Source organism: Anaeromicropila populeti, from assembly GCF_900112775.1.
Taxonomy (GTDB): domain Bacteria; phylum Bacillota; class Clostridia; order Lachnospirales; family Lachnospiraceae; genus Anaeromicropila_A; species Anaeromicropila_A populeti.
Genome location: NZ_FOYZ01000005.1, coordinates 1 through 19,924, shown reverse-complemented (window position 1 = coordinate 19,924; position 19,924 = coordinate 1). Strand labels below are relative to the sequence as shown.

At 36.4% G+C, this 19,924-nt stretch carries 18 protein-coding genes; 3 read left to right on the top strand and 15 right to left on the bottom strand.

Annotated elements, in window-relative coordinates:
• Positions 1-20: 20 nt before the first annotated feature.
• Together BM305_RS07180 and BM305_RS07175 are read right to left on the bottom strand one after the other, a co-directional pair.
• Positions 21-1,184 carry an isocitrate/isopropylmalate family dehydrogenase gene (locus BM305_RS07180; protein WP_092560021.1) on the bottom strand — a complete coding sequence of 388 codons (1,164 nt, stop codon included), beginning with the start codon at positions 1,182-1,184 and terminating at the stop codon, positions 21-23.
• A 25-nt stretch (positions 1,185-1,209) separates the two neighbouring features.
• A complete protein-coding gene (locus tag BM305_RS07175; RefSeq protein ID WP_092560020.1) occupies positions 1,210-2,610 on the bottom strand; it encodes a beta/alpha barrel domain-containing protein in 1,401 nt (466 codons plus the stop codon).
• Between the two features lie 175 nt (positions 2,611-2,785).
• Between BM305_RS07175 and arcC the strand changes: the two genes are divergently transcribed.
• Positions 2,786-3,718, top strand: a complete 933-nt coding sequence (gene arcC / locus BM305_RS07170) for a carbamate kinase (RefSeq protein ID WP_092560019.1) — start codon at positions 2,786-2,788, stop codon at positions 3,716-3,718.
• 56 nt (positions 3,719-3,774) lie between these two features.
• Here the strand turns inward: arcC and BM305_RS07165 are convergent, their stop codons facing one another.
• Entirely contained in the window at positions 3,775-5,238 is a 1,464-nt protein-coding gene (locus BM305_RS07165; protein WP_177214605.1) for a methyl-accepting chemotaxis protein, read from the bottom strand.
• A gap of 192 nt (positions 5,239-5,430) precedes the next feature.
• On the opposite strand from BM305_RS07165, the gene BM305_RS07160 reads away from it, so the two are divergent.
• On the top strand, positions 5,431-5,982 hold the full coding sequence (locus BM305_RS07160) for a DUF3877 family protein (protein WP_092560017.1): 552 nt from the start codon (positions 5,431-5,433) through the stop codon (positions 5,980-5,982).
• 61 nt (positions 5,983-6,043) lie between these two features.
• Here BM305_RS07160 and BM305_RS07155 read toward each other — a convergent pair whose 3' ends face one another.
• From BM305_RS07155 to BM305_RS07095, 12 genes are all read right to left on the bottom strand, one after another.
• The gene (locus BM305_RS07155) at positions 6,044-7,165 is read right to left on the bottom strand and encodes a YibE/F family protein (RefSeq protein WP_092560016.1); all 1,122 of its coding nucleotides are present in this window, start codon (positions 7,163-7,165) and stop codon (positions 6,044-6,046) included.
• A gap of 20 nt (positions 7,166-7,185) precedes the next feature.
• On the bottom strand, positions 7,186-8,724 hold the full coding sequence (locus tag BM305_RS07150) for an alkaline phosphatase (RefSeq protein WP_092560015.1): 1,539 nt from the start codon (positions 8,722-8,724) through the stop codon (positions 7,186-7,188).
• A gap of 155 nt (positions 8,725-8,879) precedes the next feature.
• Complete coding sequence (locus BM305_RS07145) at positions 8,880-9,686, bottom strand: 4-alpha-glucanotransferase (RefSeq protein WP_092560014.1); 807 nt, start codon at positions 9,684-9,686, stop codon at positions 8,880-8,882.
• A 90-nt stretch (positions 9,687-9,776) separates the two neighbouring features.
• Positions 9,777-11,024 carry a condensation domain-containing protein gene (locus BM305_RS07140; protein ID WP_092560013.1) on the bottom strand — a complete coding sequence of 416 codons (1,248 nt, stop codon included), beginning with the start codon at positions 11,022-11,024 and terminating at the stop codon, positions 9,777-9,779.
• A gap of 37 nt (positions 11,025-11,061) precedes the next feature.
• A complete protein-coding gene (locus BM305_RS07135; RefSeq protein WP_092560012.1) occupies positions 11,062-12,285 on the bottom strand; it encodes an NAD(P)-dependent oxidoreductase in 1,224 nt (407 codons plus the stop codon).
• A gap of 192 nt (positions 12,286-12,477) precedes the next feature.
• Positions 12,478-13,050 carry a hypothetical protein gene (locus BM305_RS07130; protein WP_092560011.1) on the bottom strand — a complete coding sequence of 191 codons (573 nt, stop codon included), beginning with the start codon at positions 13,048-13,050 and terminating at the stop codon, positions 12,478-12,480.
• A 192-nt stretch (positions 13,051-13,242) separates the two neighbouring features.
• Positions 13,243-14,082: a peptidylprolyl isomerase gene (locus BM305_RS07125; protein ID WP_092560010.1), complete on the bottom strand. Its 840-nt coding sequence runs from the start codon at positions 14,080-14,082 to the stop codon at positions 13,243-13,245.
• Positions 14,060-15,544, bottom strand: coding sequence for a DEAD/DEAH box helicase (locus tag BM305_RS07120; RefSeq protein WP_092560009.1), 1,485 nt, complete (start codon positions 15,542-15,544; stop codon positions 14,060-14,062). Before BM305_RS07120 ends, BM305_RS07125 begins: the two co-directional genes overlap by 23 nt.
• Before the next feature lie 99 nt (positions 15,545-15,643).
• Positions 15,644-17,251: a sensor histidine kinase gene (locus tag BM305_RS07115; protein WP_092560008.1), complete on the bottom strand. Its 1,608-nt coding sequence runs from the start codon at positions 17,249-17,251 to the stop codon at positions 15,644-15,646.
• Between the two features lie 26 nt (positions 17,252-17,277).
• Positions 17,278-17,985: a response regulator transcription factor gene (locus BM305_RS07110; protein WP_092560007.1), complete on the bottom strand. Its 708-nt coding sequence runs from the start codon at positions 17,983-17,985 to the stop codon at positions 17,278-17,280.
• A gap of 361 nt (positions 17,986-18,346) precedes the next feature.
• On the bottom strand, positions 18,347-18,478 hold the full coding sequence (locus BM305_RS19735) for a hypothetical protein (protein WP_330393435.1): 132 nt from the start codon (positions 18,476-18,478) through the stop codon (positions 18,347-18,349).
• Positions 18,479-18,783: 305 nt separating this feature from the next.
• Positions 18,784-19,314, bottom strand: a complete 531-nt coding sequence (locus BM305_RS07095; protein WP_092560272.1) for an RNA 2'-phosphotransferase — start codon at positions 19,312-19,314, stop codon at positions 18,784-18,786.
• Between the two features lie 354 nt (positions 19,315-19,668).
• Here BM305_RS07095 and BM305_RS07085 point away from each other — a divergent pair.
• Positions 19,669-19,924: transposase (locus tag BM305_RS07085; RefSeq protein ID WP_143099144.1), on the top strand; the 256-nt coding region annotated here is incomplete at its 3' end.

The following is a 19,924-nucleotide window of genomic DNA, read 5'->3' as shown; positions in this document are numbered from 1 at the left end:
TCTAGTTCCCATTCGATACATTATAGTTTTTCAATTGTTTCCATAATATAATTTGCAAATTCTTCTCCTGTACATCCAGTATCTCTGCCAGTAAGTACAAGCTTCTTCTCTGTTACGGTACAGATATCAAGTGCCTGATACAGTTTATCAGCTTCTGCGCTATATCCAATATGCGCCAAAAGCATTGCTCCTGCACGAATTACACTACAAGGATCTGCATATTTATCTCTGCCTTCCAGAACCATACGTGGTGCGGAACCATGAATCGCTTCAAACATAGCATACTTCTTACCAATGTTTGCACTTCCGGCAGTACCAACTCCACCTTGGAATTCTGCGGCTTCATCCGTCAAAATGTCACCGTAAAGATTTGGCAGGACAAGCACCTGGAAGTCTCTTCTTCTTTTTTCATCAACCAGTTTAGCTGTCATAATATCAATATACCAGTCATCTGCCTGAATTCCTTCATATTCTTTAGCAATGCGATAAAACGCATCCAAGAATTTTCCATCTGTTGTTTTAATAATATTTGCTTTTGTAACTGCTGTCACTTTTGTTTTTCCATTATTCTTTGCAAATTCAAATGCTGCACGAATAATTCTATCACATCCCTGGCTAGTTACAACAGTAAAATCAATTCCCAGATCCTCAGTAACATGAACACCCTCTTTACCTGCTGCATAACCGCCTTCTGTGTTTTCTCTATAGAACGTCCAGTCAATTCCCAGTTCAGGAATCCGCACAGGTCTTACATTGGCAAACAAATCCAGTTCCTTTCTCATGGAAACATTTGCTGACTCCACATTAGGCCATGGATCCCCTTTTCTAGGTGTAGTAGTAGGTCCTTTTAAAATAACATCACAGATCTTTAATTCTGCCAGAACTTCCTCTGGAATTGCAGCCATTTCTGCTGCTCTTCTTTCAATTGTAAGACCATCAATTACTTTAAATTCTACTTTACCACTCTTTACATCCTTCTGTAACAAATATTCTAACACTCTTTGCGCCTGTGCCGTAATCGCTGGACCAATTCCGTCTCCACCGCAGACACCAATCACAATTTTCTCAAGTGCTTTATAATCCACAAAATCGCCCTGGGCTTTCATTGCTTCTACTCTTTTTAGCTGTTTCTCCAATAGCTGTCCAAACTTCTCCTTTGCTGCTTCAATCTGTTCGTTATACATTGTAATCCTCCTAAAATTTATTGAGCTATTCTTTCCTAAACCCCACTGTATTTGTTTCAAGACATGCCTTGCCAATCACATCAATCAGCTCATCATCCGTAATAACTGTTACACGCCCCGTTTCATATTCTTCATCTACCCACTTCTTTACGTATAAAACTACTGGATGTGCCTTATCTACTGCCTTGTCACCAGATAAACGGTAATACGTATTAATCCAGTGTGCAATTCCAGCAATACCTGAGGTATTTGATACGGATACTAATACAGGTCGGTTTAAAAACTTCTCTGTATCAAATATATTATAAATCTCTTCATTTTTCAATAACCCATCTGCATGAATTCCTGCTCGTGTTACATTAAAATTCTTTCCTACAAAAGGAGTACGTGATGGAACACGATAGCCAATCTCATTTTCATAATACTCTGCCATCTCTGTAATAACCGTTGTCTCCATGCCATCTAAAGTGCCTTTTAACTGGGCATATTCAAATACCATTGCTTCAAGAGGTGTATTTCCTGTACGTTCTCCAATTCCAAATAAGGAACAGTTTACTCCACAGGCACCATAAAGCCATGCAGTAGTTGAGTTAGAAACCGCTTTGTAAAAATCATTGTGTCCATGCCATTCCAGCCATTCAGATGGTACACCTGCATGGGTTAAAATTCCATAAATAATTCCTTGTACTGATCTTGGAATGACTGCTCCTGTAAAATTAACACCGTATCCCATTGTATCACAAGCACGAATTTTTACAGGTATCTTATATTCCTCACTTAATTTCATCAATTCAACGCAAAATGGTATTACAAATCCATAGATATCTGATCTGGTGATATCTTCCAGATGACATCTTGGGGAAACACCAATTTCCAGACACTCTTTAATCACGCTTAAATACTGCTCCATAATCTGCTTTCTAGTCATTTTCATCTTATAAAAAATATGATAATCAGAACAGCTTACCAAAATACCTGTTTCTTTCAGTCCAATATCCTTTACCAGTTCAAAATCTGATTTGCTTGCCCGAATCCAAGAAGTGACCTCTGGAAACTCATAGCCTCTCTCCAAACATTTGTATACGGCATCTCTGTCCTTTTTACTGTATAAAAAGAACTCACTCTGCTTAATAATACCATTAGGACCGCCCAGTCTGTGCATGTAATCATATAATGTAACAATCTGTTCCGTTGTATAAGGTGCTCTAGATTGCTGTCCATCACGAAATGTCGTGTCCGTAATCCAGATTTTTTCTGGAAAGTTGTGTGGGACGATTCTTTCATTAAAAGCAATTTTTGGCACCTCGTCATAAGGAAACAGGTTTCGGAAAGTATTCGGTACTTCTACATCCACTAAAGGATACATATGCTCTTCTAATTTTAATAAATTGGTATGTTCATTTATAGTTACTTTTCTGTTCTCCATGAAATTGCTCCTCCATTACATTTTGTATAATTGTATACAATTATACATGTATTGTCAAGTACAAACGAATTTTGTTCTATCTTTCTCTTGATTGGTTTCCCTTGCTATGGCATAATAAATAGTAGGAAGCAAACATGCTTCATGATATTACTCAACTTAGAAATGAGGTATTATTATGGCAAATAAAAAAATTGTTGTAGTGTTAGGCCGTAAAGCTTTTGGCAGAATTTTTCCTGAACAGCAGGAAGCTGTTAAATCAGCTGCCAATGCCGTTGCAGATTTAGTGCAGGAAAAATATGAAATTGTAATTACTCATAGCAATGCCCCTCAAATCGGTATGATTCACTCTGCTTTAACTGAATTCAGCCGTCTGGATACAAAATATACAAAAGCACCTATGTCTATTTGCAGCGCCATGAGCCAAGGATATATTGGATATGATTTACAAAATGCAATTCGTACAGAATTAGTGAATAGAGGCATATTTAAACCCGTTTCCACTATTATTACTCAGGTACGTGTCGATCCATTTGATGAAGCTTTTAGCAAACCTTCTAAGGTAATTGGCCGTGTTATGTCTGAACAGGAAGCAAAAGCAGAAGAAGCAAAGGGTAATTACGTGGTGAAGGAAGGCAGTGGCTATCGCAGGATTATTGCTGCTCCTAAGCCTCTTGGCATTTATGAAAGTGATGCCATTGAAGCGTTACTCAACGCAGGTCAGCTTGTAATTGCTGCTGGCGGTGGTGGTATTCCTGTACTTGAACAGGGTGCCAATCTAAAGGGCGCCAGTGCTATTATAGAAAAAGACTATATTGGCGAAAAACTGGCAGAACTAATTGAAGCAGATACCTTGCTATTTTTGACAGGAGTAGAAAAAGTAGCTCTAAACTTTGGACAGCCTGGTGAACTTCTTTTAGACTCCCTACAAGTAGAACAAGCAAAAGAATATATTGAGGAAGGACACTTTGCTCCTCATTCCATGCTGCCTAAAATAGAAGCTGGTATAACTTTTGCATCAATGAGTCCTGAAAAAACTGCTATCATAGCTCCTTTGGAAAAAGCTAAGTCAGCTGTGAAGGGCAAAGCGGGAACACGAATTACACTGTAATATATGTGCATAAAAACTGCCAGAATCTTTACTGACTCTGGCAGTTCTTTTTTTCACTAGAACAATTCATACTGCATTTTTAATTTATCTGAATGTTCCTTTAATTTTGTGATTTCCTCCACAGTCTCATCTAACTGGTCTGACTGATGATAAACAGCAGTTGCAATAGTATCCAGCATGGCTGCGTTCTCTTCAGAAATAGCAACTACATTTTCAACTTCACCTACTATAGATTCAAAATCAAAACGAATTGTATGAATCGTTTCAAATTCTTTTTCAATAATCTCTTCAGACTTCTGCACAGCCAAATTAATTCCATCCAGCTTGTTTACTAATTCATTTAATGTAATTGTACCTGTATTCACTGTATCTGCTCCTGCTGAAACTTTATCTGACACATCATGTATTACCTCTTCCAGTCTATTAAGAATCTTCTGGATATTCTGGGAAGCAGACTGGCTTTGCTCTGATAAGTTCCGGATTTCATCTGCTACAACAGAAAAGCCCTTTCCATGTTCCCCTGCCCGGGCCGCTTCAATGGATGCATTTAATGCTAGAAGATTGGTCTGCGAAGCAATGGAATGTATCTCCTCTAGTATCTGATTTATTTTATAAGTTTCCTCGATTAGATGATTGGTGGAGTTGTATGCTAGATCTACAGTTATATGAATATCTTCCATGGCTGCTCTTACCTTATCTCCTTCGTTTTTACCCGAAATAACATTGTCTATTACCTGGTGGTAGCTTTCCTTTAACGTCATGGCATTATTATAATTATTCTGAACCTGCAAATCTACGTTGGATAATTTTTCATTTACTACCATAAGAGAACGGTTTGTATTTTCCATTGCACCCGACATTTGCTGCGTAGACGCTACAACAGAATTGGCCTCTTCTGCTGCTACGGATAATTTTTTATTGCTTTGTTCCATAGATTGATTCAAATCCTTCGCAATCTCTTTTGCCAATACTGCTGCTTCCCCCATCTTAGTACTTTTCTCATTTGCATCTAGTTTCTGCAATTCACTTGCTTTCATTATTTTATCGCCCTGATACGTAGCAACACATAAAACAGCTGCCAATGCGGCAAATACAATAATTTTCATTATAACCATCTGCATATTGTAGTTTTTTCCATCAATATAGGCTGGATTTATCACAGCCAGCGCTATCATAACCGGAATCACAATCGATGAATAAATCTGCATAATTTTAGGTTTAAAGTACAGACATGCAAAGCCAAGACCTATATAGCTGGCCTGGAATGCTCTTTCATTTCCTCCCTGGATAATAGAAAGGGCAAAACAAGCCATTTGAATACACAAAGTGCTTAATATTCCTTTGACCGTGTCATTCATTGGTATAAAATACATCACCTGTACCGCAAAAACTCCCGCACCTATAACAGCAAACGCCTGCCAAAACTCTTTTCCTATCCCAAGATTCAATGCGGTTGCTGACAACATCACAACTCCACATAGCCATATTGAAAACAAATTAATCCGATGTATTTTCTTCATTATGTAAAACCCTTCCTTTTTATGATGATAAATATTAGCACCCAATATTATACTCGCAAAATTCGACATTGTAAACAAAACCAAACAACCAATTTATTCATTTTTTCTTGTTTTAGAAAATATACATTGCAAATTCATCTATTTTTCACTTATAATGAATAAAAGCACTTTATTTTTACCAGGAGGTCTCATATGGAATTTAATGTTTCTCAAAGATTTAAGCGACTGGACAACAGTATAACTTCTACTATTTACGAAGGTATATTAAAGCTTGGTTATGATACGGGGCATAACATGAGCATTTATTATGATCTTGATTTGTTAAACCATCTGCTTGATACTAGCTTTCAAACTAATCAAGAATGCATTACGTATCTTATGGACTATATTTCCGAGAAAAATTCTGAGTCAGAGACTTGTTTAATTTTCCCTGAGAATGGCCGTTTTAAATTTACAGTAACTAATTTGGGAATTGAACAGATTCTCAGCCAGTATAAGCATAAACCATTTTTAAAAGAACTGGTAGATTTGGTGAGAACTCATATTTTTAGCGTTGATGATATTTATGCTCTTTTTCAAAAATATTCTACAGAGTTTGTCGGTGAAAAAGTAGATCACTCCGAATTTCAATATGTATTTTATTTTAATGACATCCAGTTTGATGAGTATAAATATTGCTTTAATTTTGACGAAATAGGTGGCTATTACCATCGATTATTAGATTATGACTTTGATAAACTATAATATAACGAGCCTGTAATGAAAGCAGAACATTCCCGTTCTGTTCACCTGGCTCGCTTTGTTTTTACTTATTTCTTTTTGTTAAAAGAAACCCACATACAAGTGCCGTAAACGGTGCCACTGTTACCAGCCCGAAGCTTCCTGCAATGGTTTCTAATATTTCTGCTGCTACGTATTTATAATTAAGTATATTGGTAATTGGGGTGCCTTGTGCCATAAAGACCATTAAAAGCGCCAGATAGCCTCCTGAATACGCCAGAAGCAAGGTTGTCGTCATAGTTCCCATAGCTGCCCTTCCAATGTTTATTCCGGAAAGACTGGCTTCCTTCCATGATAGATCTGGCTTCTTCTGCACTACCTCATACACTCCTGAGGTAATGTCTACGGCAAGATCCATTACTGCTCCAGATGCTCCAATAAAAATGCTGCTCATAAATATCTGTGTTAAATTTAGATTCTGGTAACCGCTATAAAGCAAGCTTTCTGAATTGGGCATAATTGCACCATGGATTTGAAAAGCATTTGTAAACACCACACCTAATATCATGGTTGTAACAATCCCAAGAAAAGAACCAATGGCAGCCGAAAGACACCTTCGGTCAAAACCATATACCAATGCCAGAATCACCACTGTTAGAATAAGTACCATTGCCAGACCAACAAAAATAGGGTTTATTCCTTTTAAGCAGCAGGGCACCAGCACCTTCCAAATAGTTAAAATGGTAATGAGGAATGACAACAGGGCACGCGCACCTGTTTTTCCTGCAAAAAGAATTAGAAATACTGCAAAAATAACTGCCAAAATTAGTTCTTTATTCATTCTGTAATGGTCAATCATATTGGTTGACAAAATTTTATTTTCCTGATAGCTGACAGCAACTAACGCTTTATCTCCTGCTTTAAACAGCTTATCCGCTTCCAGCGAGCCATTCAGCAAATTATACCCTTCCGCTTTCTGTCCTTTAAATTTTCCATTTAAAAATAGTAATTCACATCTTTGTTCACCAGATTTTATTAATCCTGTGCTAATCACCTGGCTCTCATCTGTTTTGATTACCTTTGCCACACACTTTTCCGTCCCCTGAAAAATGACTAGATCCTCATAGCCAGTTGGGATGACTATGAGGATCACCAATAAGGATATTCCTAAAAGGGATGGCAGATGTTTTTTTAATATCTGTTTCATCTACGCCTCCATGACAATTGCTATTTCACTTGTGTTAAGCCAGCCAGTTTCTTGAAAATATCTGTGTTATCATAATAACCTTGGAATTCTTCTGCACCTGCACCTTGTGCAAACACAGGTACTGGTATTCCTGTATGTGAATAAGAAGAGAAACTGATTCCAGATTTTTTATTTAATATATGAGTAATCGTAACCGTTAGTGGCTCATAACTACCATATAATTCATATTCCCGCTGTGTCATATCCTTTTGTGATTTCATTCCACAGTCAAGGGTCCGGTTATAAGCATTTTCTAAAAGCTTATACTCATAGTCTGTCAATACTAATGTTTGATTTTCCCCTTCCACTGCAAGACCAAAGTTTTCCTCTATATCCTCTAGTACAAAAGAAAAATCAGTAAAGTCCTTTTTATATTTTGATACGTAATCGCTATCAAACTTTGCATATGAAATTTTCTGGTTTTCTAAATTAGTTAAGTAAGTATCATAGTTGGTACCGGCATATCCAATAGTCAAGCCACCTGTCTCATGGTCACCTGTTACAAGAATCAAGGTATCTTCTGGATATTGCTTATAAAATTTAATTGCTTTCTCTATTGCATCGTTTAATGCAAGCGTATCATGAATGCTGGAGGCTGCATCATTTGCATGACAAGCCCAGTCAATCTTTCCACCCTCTACCATCATAAAAAATCCTGTATCATTTTTTAATACTTCAATTCCTTTTTCTACATAGTCTGCTATCTGCATTTCGTTTTCATCTGCATCCATTGCATATGGCATTGCATCGGAATCTGCCAGATTATCATGAATGACAATTGCCTTTCCGTCCTTTGCTTCTAAAGCGTTTGCTGCTCCCTGGTTTCTAATAACTGTATATCCTGCTCTTTCTGCTAACTTATATAAATCTGTCTGATCACCATCAGCCCCAGTAGTCTGTTTTAAAGCACCTCCTGCAAAATAATCAAAATTACTTTTTACTAATTCTAATCCTATTTCATAGTAATTATTTCTAGATGCCTGATGAGCATAAAATGCTGCTGGTGTAGCATGGTTTAAATTTACAGTGGATAAGACTCCTATTTTGTATCCTAGCTGTTTCTTTAACTTTTCTGCTATTGTTTCATAAGAAATTGTCATAGTCGTATCCATATTTATGGTACCACTATATGTTTTATAACCTGTAGAAATAGACGTTGCTGTTGATGCCGAATCTGGACAAAAAGAAGTGCTGTCATAAGTCTGTGCCGATCCTGCTACTGGAAACTGCATAAAGGAAAGTTCTTTTGTTTCTACCTTTCCATCACTCTGTGTTGCTCCTAAGTAATAGGATGCAGATTGAATTTGTGGATAACTCATGCCATCACCGATAAATAGAAAAATGTATTTTGGAATTGTATTTTTTTCTTCTGATTCTGTTCCTGTTGTGGACTCACTTTGGACTGTTCCCTGCATTTTAGCAGACGCTTCAATTTTATCTGCTCTCACGGACTGAATTCCCGCAAATGTCGTAAGTGCTAATGCTGCAACTAAAAAAATAGAACAAACTTTCTTATTCATTATCATACCTCTTCTCCTTTGATGAATGGGCTGCTCTCTCAGCCTCACTAGTTATGTAAGTTTACGTACATAACTTACCATCCCTTTGTAAAGGTATTATAAGAATCTTAGTTAAGTTTTTGTAAATGAATTTTTTAAGGATTCTAATCCAATACTTAAATTAAATCTATTTGTACTTCATCATATAATAAAAAGCTATGTCTCATTCTCTGTTTCCACCATGTAAAGTCTGTTTGTCTATGAGTTTCCCAATCATAAAAAGGATGTTCTACCTGAAATAACTCAGGCCAGTACCAGCGATCCACACCATCTACAGCAACCGAAAACGGAATGCTGCTTTTAATCTGAATTCCTTCCTGTCTGGCATACTCATGAAGCCTTTTCCACTGTCTGTCAAATAAATATTGCTCAAACTGGTAAAACTGTATTTCCTTCTCACATTTTTGTTGAAATTTTTGGATTGCTTTTGGCTCTTTAAAACGAAGTCCATCTACCCAGTTATTCCAGCTCTGTCCATTATGCTGCTCTCGTATAGCTTCAAACAAACTATACCCCTCCAGCCAGAACCTGTTTTCTTCCACAAAGTCCTGGAAATCTTTTTTTTCACATGAAAATCTTTCAAATGCTTTTTGAAAAAGAAGATACCTGGAATAGTACAGCATTTCATGAGAAAAGCAATCCTCCTCTCCCCATAATCCACTGTCTTCACATTCTTTTTTCGTTAATAAGTCTTCTTCTATTAGCGTCTGCAAATCAATTAAACCAGGGTTTCCAGCAAAGCAGGAAAACACCTGCTTTGCTGATGGTTCCTCCTGAATAGGCCTTAATACAGATACTTCCCAGCACTTTTGCCCCATTTTCTTCAAATTATCAACCGATTTACAGTAATATTCCAAAAATGTCCCTGTACCATATGGAAATGCCAGTTCAAAAACTGGAAGCGAAACACCCTTTACTCTCATAGCATTCTCCTTCTAAGTTTACTTCACCTTCATTCCCATATTTTTTACAAAAACATCTCAAACTAATACTGTAAATCTTATCCATATCAATTATATACTTCTTAAATACAATAAAAAATATTCCATAATATTTTGAATGTTCTTTTTATACCCACCTGTATCAAACGAGGTACAACACAGATTTATTTGATTTTTAAAGGTCATTATAGTAAACAAGCCTCCTGGCGGACATTGAGGTGGTCCAAAACATTTTAGCATTTCAACTGAAACATCACCGAAGTCCAAATATTCCTCATTCACTATACCCATATTGGATAAGGAATAATATTGTGTTCCTGTTTTTCCCATTGCCTGAAGCTGCTTCTCCATTCCTTCCAGATCATGCTCCATCTGCCATTGAGAATGCAGAAAAGAAGCTAAGCCTGAATCATCCTTTTTACAGTCTGTTGTACATTTATTTACCAGCTGTAATAATTCTTCATTGGATAAATTCTTTCTATAAGCAACTTCTGTAAAAAACATACCCCAGAAATTTGACAATGCTATTTGTTCCTCCACAGGCAAATATCTCCCCATACTAATAGATACCATAATTGGTATTTTCACATGCTCAGGTACTTCATAACTATTAAATAGTGCAAAGTACATGGCTGCCAAAAAAATATCGTTCATTTTTACATTATATTTTTTTGTATCCCGGTTTATTTTGTGATATAATTCACTCTCTATTTGTCTTGTAATATAAAACAGATTCTCCTTTTTATAATCGTATACTGGTGCCAATTGAACCGGCATTTTATAAACCTCCCTTGCAAGCAGCTGTTCCTTCATTTCCTTGTCAAACAAATCGGTTATTTGCTCTGGATCTCTATTTGGATTCACTGGAAAGGAAATGGTCTTATTTTTATATAACTGTGCCAGTGCATAGCATAAATATTTAACGCCTTCTCCTCCTGCAATTGTATGGTCTACCTTCATACATAGAATATCTCTCTTTTCCTCGTGGATGAGCAAAAAACGGATTGGTACCTCTTCTTCTAACTGAAACCCTTTTAATAGAAAGGCTTCTATTGCTTTTTCACTATTATCTGATTCGGTACATTCCAGCACAATTTCTTTATTTGTCTTTTCACGAAAGTAGCTGCCCTCCTCCTTTTTCACAATGGAACGAAGCACTGGAAATGTTTCTGGCAGCAATGAAATTGCCTGTTCCAGCCGTTCCTTGTCCAAATAGCCTTCAAAATAGAAAGCAAAATTAATTTGTCCATCTGAAAAATAATTTGCAAAAAGTGAAGCTACATCATTAAAATACATTGGGATTTTCTTATTATGCTTCATTTAAACCTCCTTATGAACTACTTATAATGGAAAACTCCTACTCCCCTAAACCCTGTATATAAGCATCCATTTCATCTGCAACTATTTTGGAAAACGCAACTGCTTCTACAACTGTTTTCGCTCCAGCAACTACATCTCCAGAAGCAAAAATTCCTGAACGCGTAGTTGCTCCTTTCTCATTTGTTTTCAACAGCCCTTCTTTTGTTGTTTCTAAACCATCTGTTGTTAACACAATTTTATTTTTGGGCCGTTGACTAATTGAAATAATAGTAGAATCAGCTTTAACTAATTTTTTATCTTCTGAAATGCCAGTAACATTACCCTCCTCATCAAAGGTTAATGTCTGAAACACTGGTCCTTCCTCCGTAATTTCTACTGTTTCTTTGCAATATTCTACATTAGCGCCATCTAAAATAGCATAAGACAACTCACGCTGGCTGGCAGCAGCCGTTTGGTTTCTTTCAAATAGGGTAACTGAAACTGCTCCTTTTCTTAAAATTGTTCTGGCAACATCCATTGCAGCATTACCGGCTCCAATAACAGCCACTTTTTCACCTAGCTCATAAGCATCAGGATTTGCAAGATAATCAATTGCAAAATGAACATTACCAAAACTTTCGCCCTTTACTCCCAGCGTGCGTGGTCTCCATACACCAGTTCCTACAAAGACGGCTTTATAACCGTCCCGAAACAAATCATCTATTTCTAAAGCTCCGCCAATGGTAGTATTGGGACGGATTTTAATTCCCATTTCCATCAATTTCTTTTTATATCTGTCCAAAATTGTTTTTGGCAGCCGGAACTCTGGAATCCCATATTGAAGTACTCCTCCAATTTTTTCTTTTGCATCAAAAATAGTTACTTCATACCCTTTTATTGTTAACAAAATGGCAATCGTAATACCTGCTGGTCCTGAACCAATTACTGCAACCTTTTTCCCATTTTTCTCTTGACATGTAATCGAGCTTTTGTCGAAATAGGAATCTGAAATATAGTTTTCAATGCTGCTAATATGAACAGGAACTCCCTTTTTCCCAAGTATACAGTGTCCTTCGCATTGTTTCTCATGATCACATACTAAAGAACAGATTATGGACAAAGGATTATTTAGAAATACCTTTTCACCTGCTTCATTCATCTTTCGATTTAAGAGCATCTGTATCATCTCAGGAATCGGCGTGTTGATAGGACACCCTTCCCTGCACATAGGTTTTTTACAGTTCAAACATCTTTTTGCCTCGTCAATTACGTGTAATGCCATAATGTTCTCCTTCTACTTCCTTTTATAATTATAATTTAGTATTCCAAACAATACTATTATAAACAGGAATACAGTACATTTCAATGAATGTTATATTCCTAACAAGGAAAGTACCTATTACAGAAAAGGCCTGCTATCCCATTTGACAGCAGGCACTCTTACCTATTTTATCAATTTGGATGCCCCAAGATTTTAGTCCTCAAAACCATTTTCAACTGCTTCAATAAACTCATCTACCAGCCCTGGTGGATTTGCCTTTTCTGTAGCTTCGATCATATACCATGGATACTCCAGGTCATGCACAATAATAGGAATCTCTTTTCCAAATTTATTTTTAATTACCTCTTCTGCATGTAACCTTTTTGCTACAGTAGTAATTACTTCTAGTAATTCATATAATCCGTTAGGGCCCTTTCCAATATAGCGAAATTCTTCATCATATTGTTCCCCTTCTTCTACGCCAACATTTTTAATTCCCTTTTCTGAAAACCAATCCAATAAAAATTGTGTCGATTCCTCATCCGAAATAACAGGGGTTTCTTCTTGTCTCCAAGAAGCATAGTTCCACCTGCGTTCGCGATACGAGATTAGTTCATCCTCCTCTTCACAATCAGCTTCTGTGTTATAGCTCACTATAAAAACTGGGATATTGTCCTCTACCAGATTAGTCTCTATGAAAAAAGAAATTGCATAAATTCCTTCCTCCTTCCAACCTTCAATAATCGGCTTAACTCTTTCATACAAATATCGCTCCATATCTATCATTTCACCCACTCCTTATATCATCTAGTCATAATTAGTCAAAACTACCCTATCACGCGACATTATAACACTTGCTAGAAGTATATGGAATATTATTCTATGCATACATATAGAGAGTTCTATAAATACCATAATTTCTTACACAAAAAACTCCTCAACACCTGCCGCAGCAGTATTGAGGAGTTTTTTATTTTATTAGTATTCAGTTATCTCAATTTTTTCAATCACAACATCCTTTAACGGTCTATCATTTTCTGTGCCAACCTTTGATATTTCATCTACAATTTCCATGCCTTCAAAGACTTGACCAAAAACGGTATAACCTCCTGCCAGATATAAACAACCGCCAACCTTCTGATAGTTTTCCAACGCAAGATCAGCAAAAGCATCCAACTCTAATCCTGTTTCACTCTTATAATACGGAATGTAGTAATTAAAAATTTCAGCGATACCTTCTGTATCGAGAATCTCACTGTTTTGTACAATGAAAAACTGGCTTCCGTTGGTATTTCCTCCACTAGCATTTGCCATACACAGAGCACCCCGCAGTGGTAATAAATATGGGGAAATCTCATCTTCAAAACTTTCTCCCCAGATACTTTCACCGCCTCTTCCTGTACCTTCTGGATCGCCACCCTGAATCATAAAATCGGAAATAACACGGTGAAATGTTACCCCGTCATAATAGCCTTCCTTGGCATGAGTAATAAAATTTTCAACTGCCTTAGGAGCTGCTTCTGGGAAAAACTTCATTTTAATTGTGCCATAATCTTTTATTGTCATACTGGCAACGGTCTCACCGCTTTTCACTTTTGCAAGCTGATCAATCTCTACATATTCCTTTTTTGATACTGCTTCCGTTTCAGCAGGTTCTTCTGTTTCAGTTGGTTCTTCTGTTACAGCTGGTGTTTCGGTCACTACTGCTTTATTATCATCACTTTCTGACTTCTTAGAATTACAGCCTGTTAGACTTGCTAACAATAAAATGGAGGCTGTCAAAAACAGAAGTACTTTACTCACTTGCTTTTGTTTCATTTTCTTTTTTCTTCCTTTCACCTGCAATCTGAACCTTACGAACTTTTCCCTTTACAGGCTTACTCTGCAAAGCATCCCGTACCATTAATCCCTTTTCATTTAAAATCTCTACGTAGCTAATGCTGTCCCGGATATCAATGATTCCAATGTCATCAGACTGTATTCCTTCTATATTGCAGATTGTACCCACAATATCTACGGCACGAATCTTTGACTTTCGTCCGCCTCCAATACATAATCTTGTAATCTGCTTATGAAAAACCGCACCCTTCTTTACCCTTGGCTTTACTGGTTCTCTCTGGCGTCCCCAAAATATTTTCTTAGAGGCAGTATCTATATGCTCGTCAAAAAGCTGCTGACATATTATAATTGGAACACTCGTATAGGCTTCAATTGCTTCTTGCATTTTTTTCTCTGCATTCTGAATCAGACTAATTGCTTTTCCACTCTTTCCATTCCGTCCTGTTCTTCCAATGCGGTGGACGTAGGACTCTTTTCCAGTAGGAAAATCATAATTAATTACATGTGTAATATTGTCAAAGTCAATTCCTCTAGCTGCCACGTCTGTAGCTATTAAGTAATGAAATCTTCCCTCACGAAAATCCTCAATGGTTTTTAGTCTTTCCTTCTGGTCTACTGTTCCATGAAGCATTCCGCACCGAATCCTTGCTTTTCTCAAATGTCGGTACAGCACATTCACCATTTCTCTTGTAGCGCAAAATATCATACCGTTCTCTGGATTTTCCTTGATCAGAATCCGAATTAAAAGAGGCAGTTTTTCTTCATTTTCAACGTAGTAAGCTTCCTGTACAATATCTGGAATTGCTGCTTCTTTATCTTCCATTTCAATGTATATCGGCGTTTTCATATATTCTTCTGTCAATCTCTGCACATGCACGCCCATAGTTGCCGAAAATAACATCATAACCTTATTCTCTGGAATAAACTCCATAATCCGTCTAATGTCTTCAATGAAGCCCATATCTAACATTAGGTCCGCTTCGTCTACAATGAGATACTGGATTTTATCTCCATGCAGCGTTCCTTTCTGAAAATGATCTAAAACCCTGCCTGGTGTACCGACTACAACATGAGATTTCTGCTTTAATGTCAATGCCTGCTTTTCTAACGGAAAACCTCCAAATACAGCAGGAACCTTCAGCCGTTTTTTTCGTCCTATATGAAAAATCTCATCTCGTACTTGTACTGCCAGTTCTCGTGTCGGTTCTAATACGAGAGCCTGTGGTAAATTCTCATCCCAGGTAACTAGCTGGCAAATGGGAATCGCGAAAGATGCCGTTTTTCCGCTTCCTGTTTTGGATTTCACAACTAAATCGTTTTCCTGCAAAGCAAGAGGGATTACCTTCTGCTGTACAGGAGTTGGTACTTTGTATCCCAATAACGTCAATGTCTCCAAAATGGGGTCACTCAGGTTATATTGAGAAAAACTATTATGGGTCATTCTTCTTCCTCGCACATCATCATTTCTTAACACTATTTCACATATTGTAATTACACATAACAGTTTTATTATAACCTACTTCCTATAAAATGACCATTCCTAAATGTGTGAATTTTTTTTGAACACAAGAATGGTTTTAAACAAGTCGCCGTCTAATTGAATCTCAAACTTTCCATTCTGTATTTTCATAAGGCTTTCCACGATTGCCAGCCCCAAGCCAGATCCTTCTGTATTTCTTGACTTATCGCCACGGACAAAGCGTTCCACAACCTCATCTGGCTTAAAATCCAACTCTGTTTTTGAGATATTTTTTATTGTAATCCATACTTCTGCTTCTCTCTCCTGCACAACCACGTATGCCCTTGTCTGAGGCATTGAATATTTTATAATATTTACAAACAGATTTTCAAAAATCCGATATGTTTTCTGGCTATCCAGTTCCATCCAAATTTTTTCTTCTGGCAGCTGATATTTCAGTTCGATATCTGCCTGCTGAAAGCCTTCTCCCAATTCATGCTGTACCTGCTTCATTAGCGCAATAATGTCAACCTCCATCCATTGAAGTTCCACTGTATTGCTGTTTAATTTGCTCACATCAAATAAATCTTCTATCAGTCGTTTTAGTCTTTGGGATTTCTGATCTAATGTATGGATATACTCTTCTCTCTGATCCTCTGTTATATTTTCCTGTTGCAGCAAATTTACATACGTAATCATGGCTGTCAGAGGTGTTTTCAAATCATGAGATATATTGGTAATTAGCTCACTTCTCATTTTCTCACTTTTTACCTCTTCTTCCACCGCCTTCTTAAATCCATTTTTCACTTCCATCAAAGAATCTCCAATTGGCTGAAACCAACCTAAATCCGTTTCCAGGCTCACCTCCAAATTACCCTCCGCCATTTTATTTACAGCACCTAACAACTCTTGATACTTTTTCTCTATGTCACCTAAATACTTATGCAATAAGAAAAATAATACAACAGAATAAATAACTAGTAGAAAAAAACCTGTAACCCAAGTACAGCATATTAGAAAAAGTACAATGTAATTAATAACCAGCACTTTTATAATATTTTTCACAAGAGAGTCTGCATAATTGATTTTTCCAAACCTCTGAATACCCTTTACAATTGTTTTCTTAGTGAACAGCAGACATTTTATTAGGATGCTGTTCTCATATAAAAAACGTTTAATTCCCTTTCGAAACACCTGTAATATGGATACGCAGAGAAAAAAGCAGATACCCAGGTAGACTGCCCAACTCATATAGCACAATACTTCTGCCAGTATCTCAGCCACGTCCATGGGCAAGTTTCCCTCATACAATTCTCTTGTCAGTCTTCCATCTACATAATAAATAGTAAGCTCCGCAAGCATCTGCGCAAACGGTATCATGTAAATTGCTATCGCTATTGTAAGTTCCACAGGAATATTCTTTGTTTTTTTCGTTCCAATCTGAAGGATAGGAATACAAAATAATAGTAATGCCAATATTCCAAGCACTGCTGTTGCACCCACGAATAAGAAAATAAATCCGCCCTCAAAAATCGCATTTCTTTCGCTTATATATGTTTCATAGGAATGATAATAGTTACTCCACAACTGGCCCGATATATAGACTACCATTCCTGCGGTTGCTGCAATAACAGCATATGTTAATAAAATTCCAATCCACCTGCTAGGTACACTCTTTGACTTTTCCATGTCCACATTCTCCTTCCATCCAGCCTTTACTGCTTTTCAATTTTATATCCAACACCCCATACTACTTTTAAATATCTAGGTTCTTTGGGGTTGATCTCTATTTTTTCGCGAATTCTCCTTACATGTACCATTATGGTATCTGTCGTAATTGGCCTTTCATTCCACACGCATTCATAAATTTCATCTGCTGAAAAGACTTTTCCTGGATGCCGCATAAGCAATAAGAGGATTTTAAATTCAATGGGGGTGAGTTTGACTGGTTTTCCATCTACTGTCACCTCTACTGTATCCTCATTCAACTCTAAGCCACCAATCACATAGCAATTTTCCTTAATCTCTTCTTTTGAATCTAATACCTGCAAATATTTTGCATAGCGGCGCAGCTGTGAATTTACCCTTGCTAATAATTCCATTGGTACAAATGGCTTTGTAACATAGTCATCGGCCCCTATATTGAGCCCTGTAATTTTATCAATGTCTTCTGACTTGGCTGACAGCATGATAACTGGAAAATCATATTGTTCTCGAAGCTTCATCGTCATTACAATACCATCCATCACTGGCATCATAATGTCTACGATTGCTAAGTGTATGGTTTCTTGCTGAATCATGTCTAATCCTTCTCGCCCATTTCTTGCTTTTGAAACCTGATAACCTTGATTTTCCAAATAAATACCGATACCATCTAATATTTCTTTGTCGTCTTCTACAACCAAAATATGATATGACGTCATTTCTCTTGATTCCTTTCTATTTATTAAGCTTAATTCGATCATAAAGCATAATTCGATCCATACAAAGGTGAAAAAACGAAAGATTTTCTTAAGAAAATGCTTTCTTAATAGGATAGCATTTATTTTTGTTGTGTGAATACTTGCAAAGTCTGAATTTTATGGTATTATGTAAGGAGAGAAATGGCTTTTTAAAAATATTCTTCTTCTATATCTATATCTTTTGTCATTTCTAATTCTGGATATTTTTCATCTAATTTACGCAAACATTCTATATATGCTTTACTTTGCAACCTTTCAGAAATATCCTCAAATACTTCACTTATATAATACAAATCTTCTTTAGAACACTGTTGTAAATATATTATAGTTTCATTTTCAGATAAATTTCCAACATATTCACCTGCTTTAGTAATATCTGATTCACTTCAACTTTCAGGAAACCAAGCTTGATTGGTTCCAGTTCTTTTTGCTTTAACCTTATGATCTGGAACATTACCAACCCTTACTCCATTGTCATATGTTTTTTCGATATTATATTCTATTCCGTTTTCCTCCAAAAAATCTATATTAGCTTGTCCATGTCCACCGCTGTTTTGAATTTTACTTCGGTCTCCTCATGGAGAAAAATTGATTTTGAATCTACTTTTTTTTAATTCGCATAATAAAACGCACCATTCGCAACAAATTTTTTTGCTACAAAAAGTACGTTTATATGAGTGTATTGGAACTTGACCTAAAAATCCTATAGTATAACCATAATAAATTTAATTAGCAAACCAAAAACATTTTTTAATATTATTATTCTGTTATATACTTATTGGGTACTATGTCTGCAAGCCATACTTTTTCATTGCCGTAATAAAATTTTATACCATCTTCATATGCCTTTTTTGCATTTATTAAAAGTATAATCGGTCTATCATCATGCCTTTTACCAACATTTCGAGCCGTTTCAATATCTTGTGACAGATGTACATACTGTCTATTTTGCGGTAATAGCCCTTTCTCTTTAATAGAATCTAAATACCTTCTTGCTGTACCATGATATAATGTATTAGGGGGACATTTTTCATCCTTTACAATTTTTATAGGAATAGAATGTCCATAAAATGCTCTTATTTTTCCATTTTTAATCTCATGGCGCTTTTTCTTTGATTTTATAATCATTTCTATTAAGCTATTTTCATCTACATCTTTCCACTTTTCCGAGACATGTAATGCACTCAAAAGTTGTATTACTGGCACCCATCCATCCTCGTCCATTTCCAAGTCATATTCCCACGGTGCATGCCTCAATGCATATGATATTTCTTTACTTAATTCCTCCATACCATTCAATTTCTTTCACCTCACATATTTGAGCTTTAAATTAATAAATACCTATTTCATCTTTCATCTGATATAAAATTATACTCTATTATTTTATTCATTACTTTCATCCTTTATCATTTCTTCAATAGCGTCCTTGAACCAACTCCAAAAACAATCATATTCTTTTCTTTGCTCATATCCATCACTAGCAAAATCATGAATAATTTGAACCTTGTTTCCTTTACCAACTTCAAAGCAAAATTAATACCTCATTTTTCACCTTCCGAGAAATGTTGATGTTGTATAATAAAAATTGCCACCCTATTCTCAAGGATTTTGATATATAATAAATACAAGAAGAGGAGAATTGAGATGGCAGAAAAACGAATTACAAAATCATATGATCAAGAATTTAAAGCACAAGCAGTAAAACTTGCACAGGAAATAGGCGGGCATAAAGCCGCTGCAGAACTTGGGCTTCCAACAGGTACTATTTATACATGGATAAAAGCATTTAAGGAGGGACGCTTAGAGGCAAAAGAGGCTGTTCATACGCCAAATAATGCATTATCTCTTAATGAAGAGTTAATTGAGCTCAGAAAACGCGTTAGAGATCAAGATAAAGAGA

Coding starts and splice junctions, on each gene's coding strand:
- BM305_RS07155 (WP_092560016.1), bottom strand. CDS start 7,165: ATGAAACAGATATTAAAAAAACATCTGCCATCCCTTTTAGGAATATCC.
- BM305_RS07160 (WP_092560017.1), top strand. CDS start 5,431: ATGGAATTTAATGTTTCTCAAAGATTTAAGCGACTGGACAACAGTATA.
- BM305_RS07150 (WP_092560015.1), bottom strand. CDS start 8,724: ATGAATAAGAAAGTTTGTTCTATTTTTTTAGTTGCAGCATTAGCACTT.
- arcC (WP_092560019.1), top strand. CDS start 2,786: ATGGCAAATAAAAAAATTGTTGTAGTGTTAGGCCGTAAAGCTTTTGGC.
- BM305_RS07175 (WP_092560020.1), bottom strand. CDS start 2,610: ATGGAGAACAGAAAAGTAACTATAAATGAACATACCAATTTATTAAAA.
- BM305_RS07120 (WP_092560009.1), bottom strand. CDS start 15,544: ATGACCCATAATAGTTTTTCTCAATATAACCTGAGTGACCCCATTTTG.
- BM305_RS19735 (WP_330393435.1), bottom strand. CDS start 18,478: ATGTTCCAGATCATAAGGTTAAAGCAAAAAGAACTGGAACCAATCAAG.
- BM305_RS07115 (WP_092560008.1), bottom strand. CDS start 17,251: ATGGAAAAGTCAAAGAGTGTACCTAGCAGGTGGATTGGAATTTTATTA.
- BM305_RS07095 (WP_092560272.1), bottom strand. CDS start 19,314: ATGGAGGAATTAAGTAAAGAAATATCATATGCATTGAGGCATGCACCG.
- BM305_RS07135 (WP_092560012.1), bottom strand. CDS start 12,285: ATGGCATTACACGTAATTGACGAGGCAAAAAGATGTTTGAACTGTAAA.
- BM305_RS07165 (WP_177214605.1), bottom strand. CDS start 5,238: ATGAAGAAAATACATCGGATTAATTTGTTTTCAATATGGCTATGTGGA.
- BM305_RS07180 (WP_092560021.1), bottom strand. CDS start 1,184: ATGTATAACGAACAGATTGAAGCAGCAAAGGAGAAGTTTGGACAGCTA.
- BM305_RS07145 (WP_092560014.1), bottom strand. CDS start 9,686: ATGAGAGTAAAGGGTGTTTCGCTTCCAGTTTTTGAACTGGCATTTCCA.
- BM305_RS07110 (WP_092560007.1), bottom strand. CDS start 17,985: ATGACGTCATATCATATTTTGGTTGTAGAAGACGACAAAGAAATATTA.
- BM305_RS07125 (WP_092560010.1), bottom strand. CDS start 14,082: ATGAAACAAAAGCAAGTGAGTAAAGTACTTCTGTTTTTGACAGCCTCC.
- BM305_RS07140 (WP_092560013.1), bottom strand. CDS start 11,024: ATGAAGCATAATAAGAAAATCCCAATGTATTTTAATGATGTAGCTTCA.
- BM305_RS07130 (WP_092560011.1), bottom strand. CDS start 13,050: ATGATAGATATGGAGCGATATTTGTATGAAAGAGTTAAGCCGATTATT.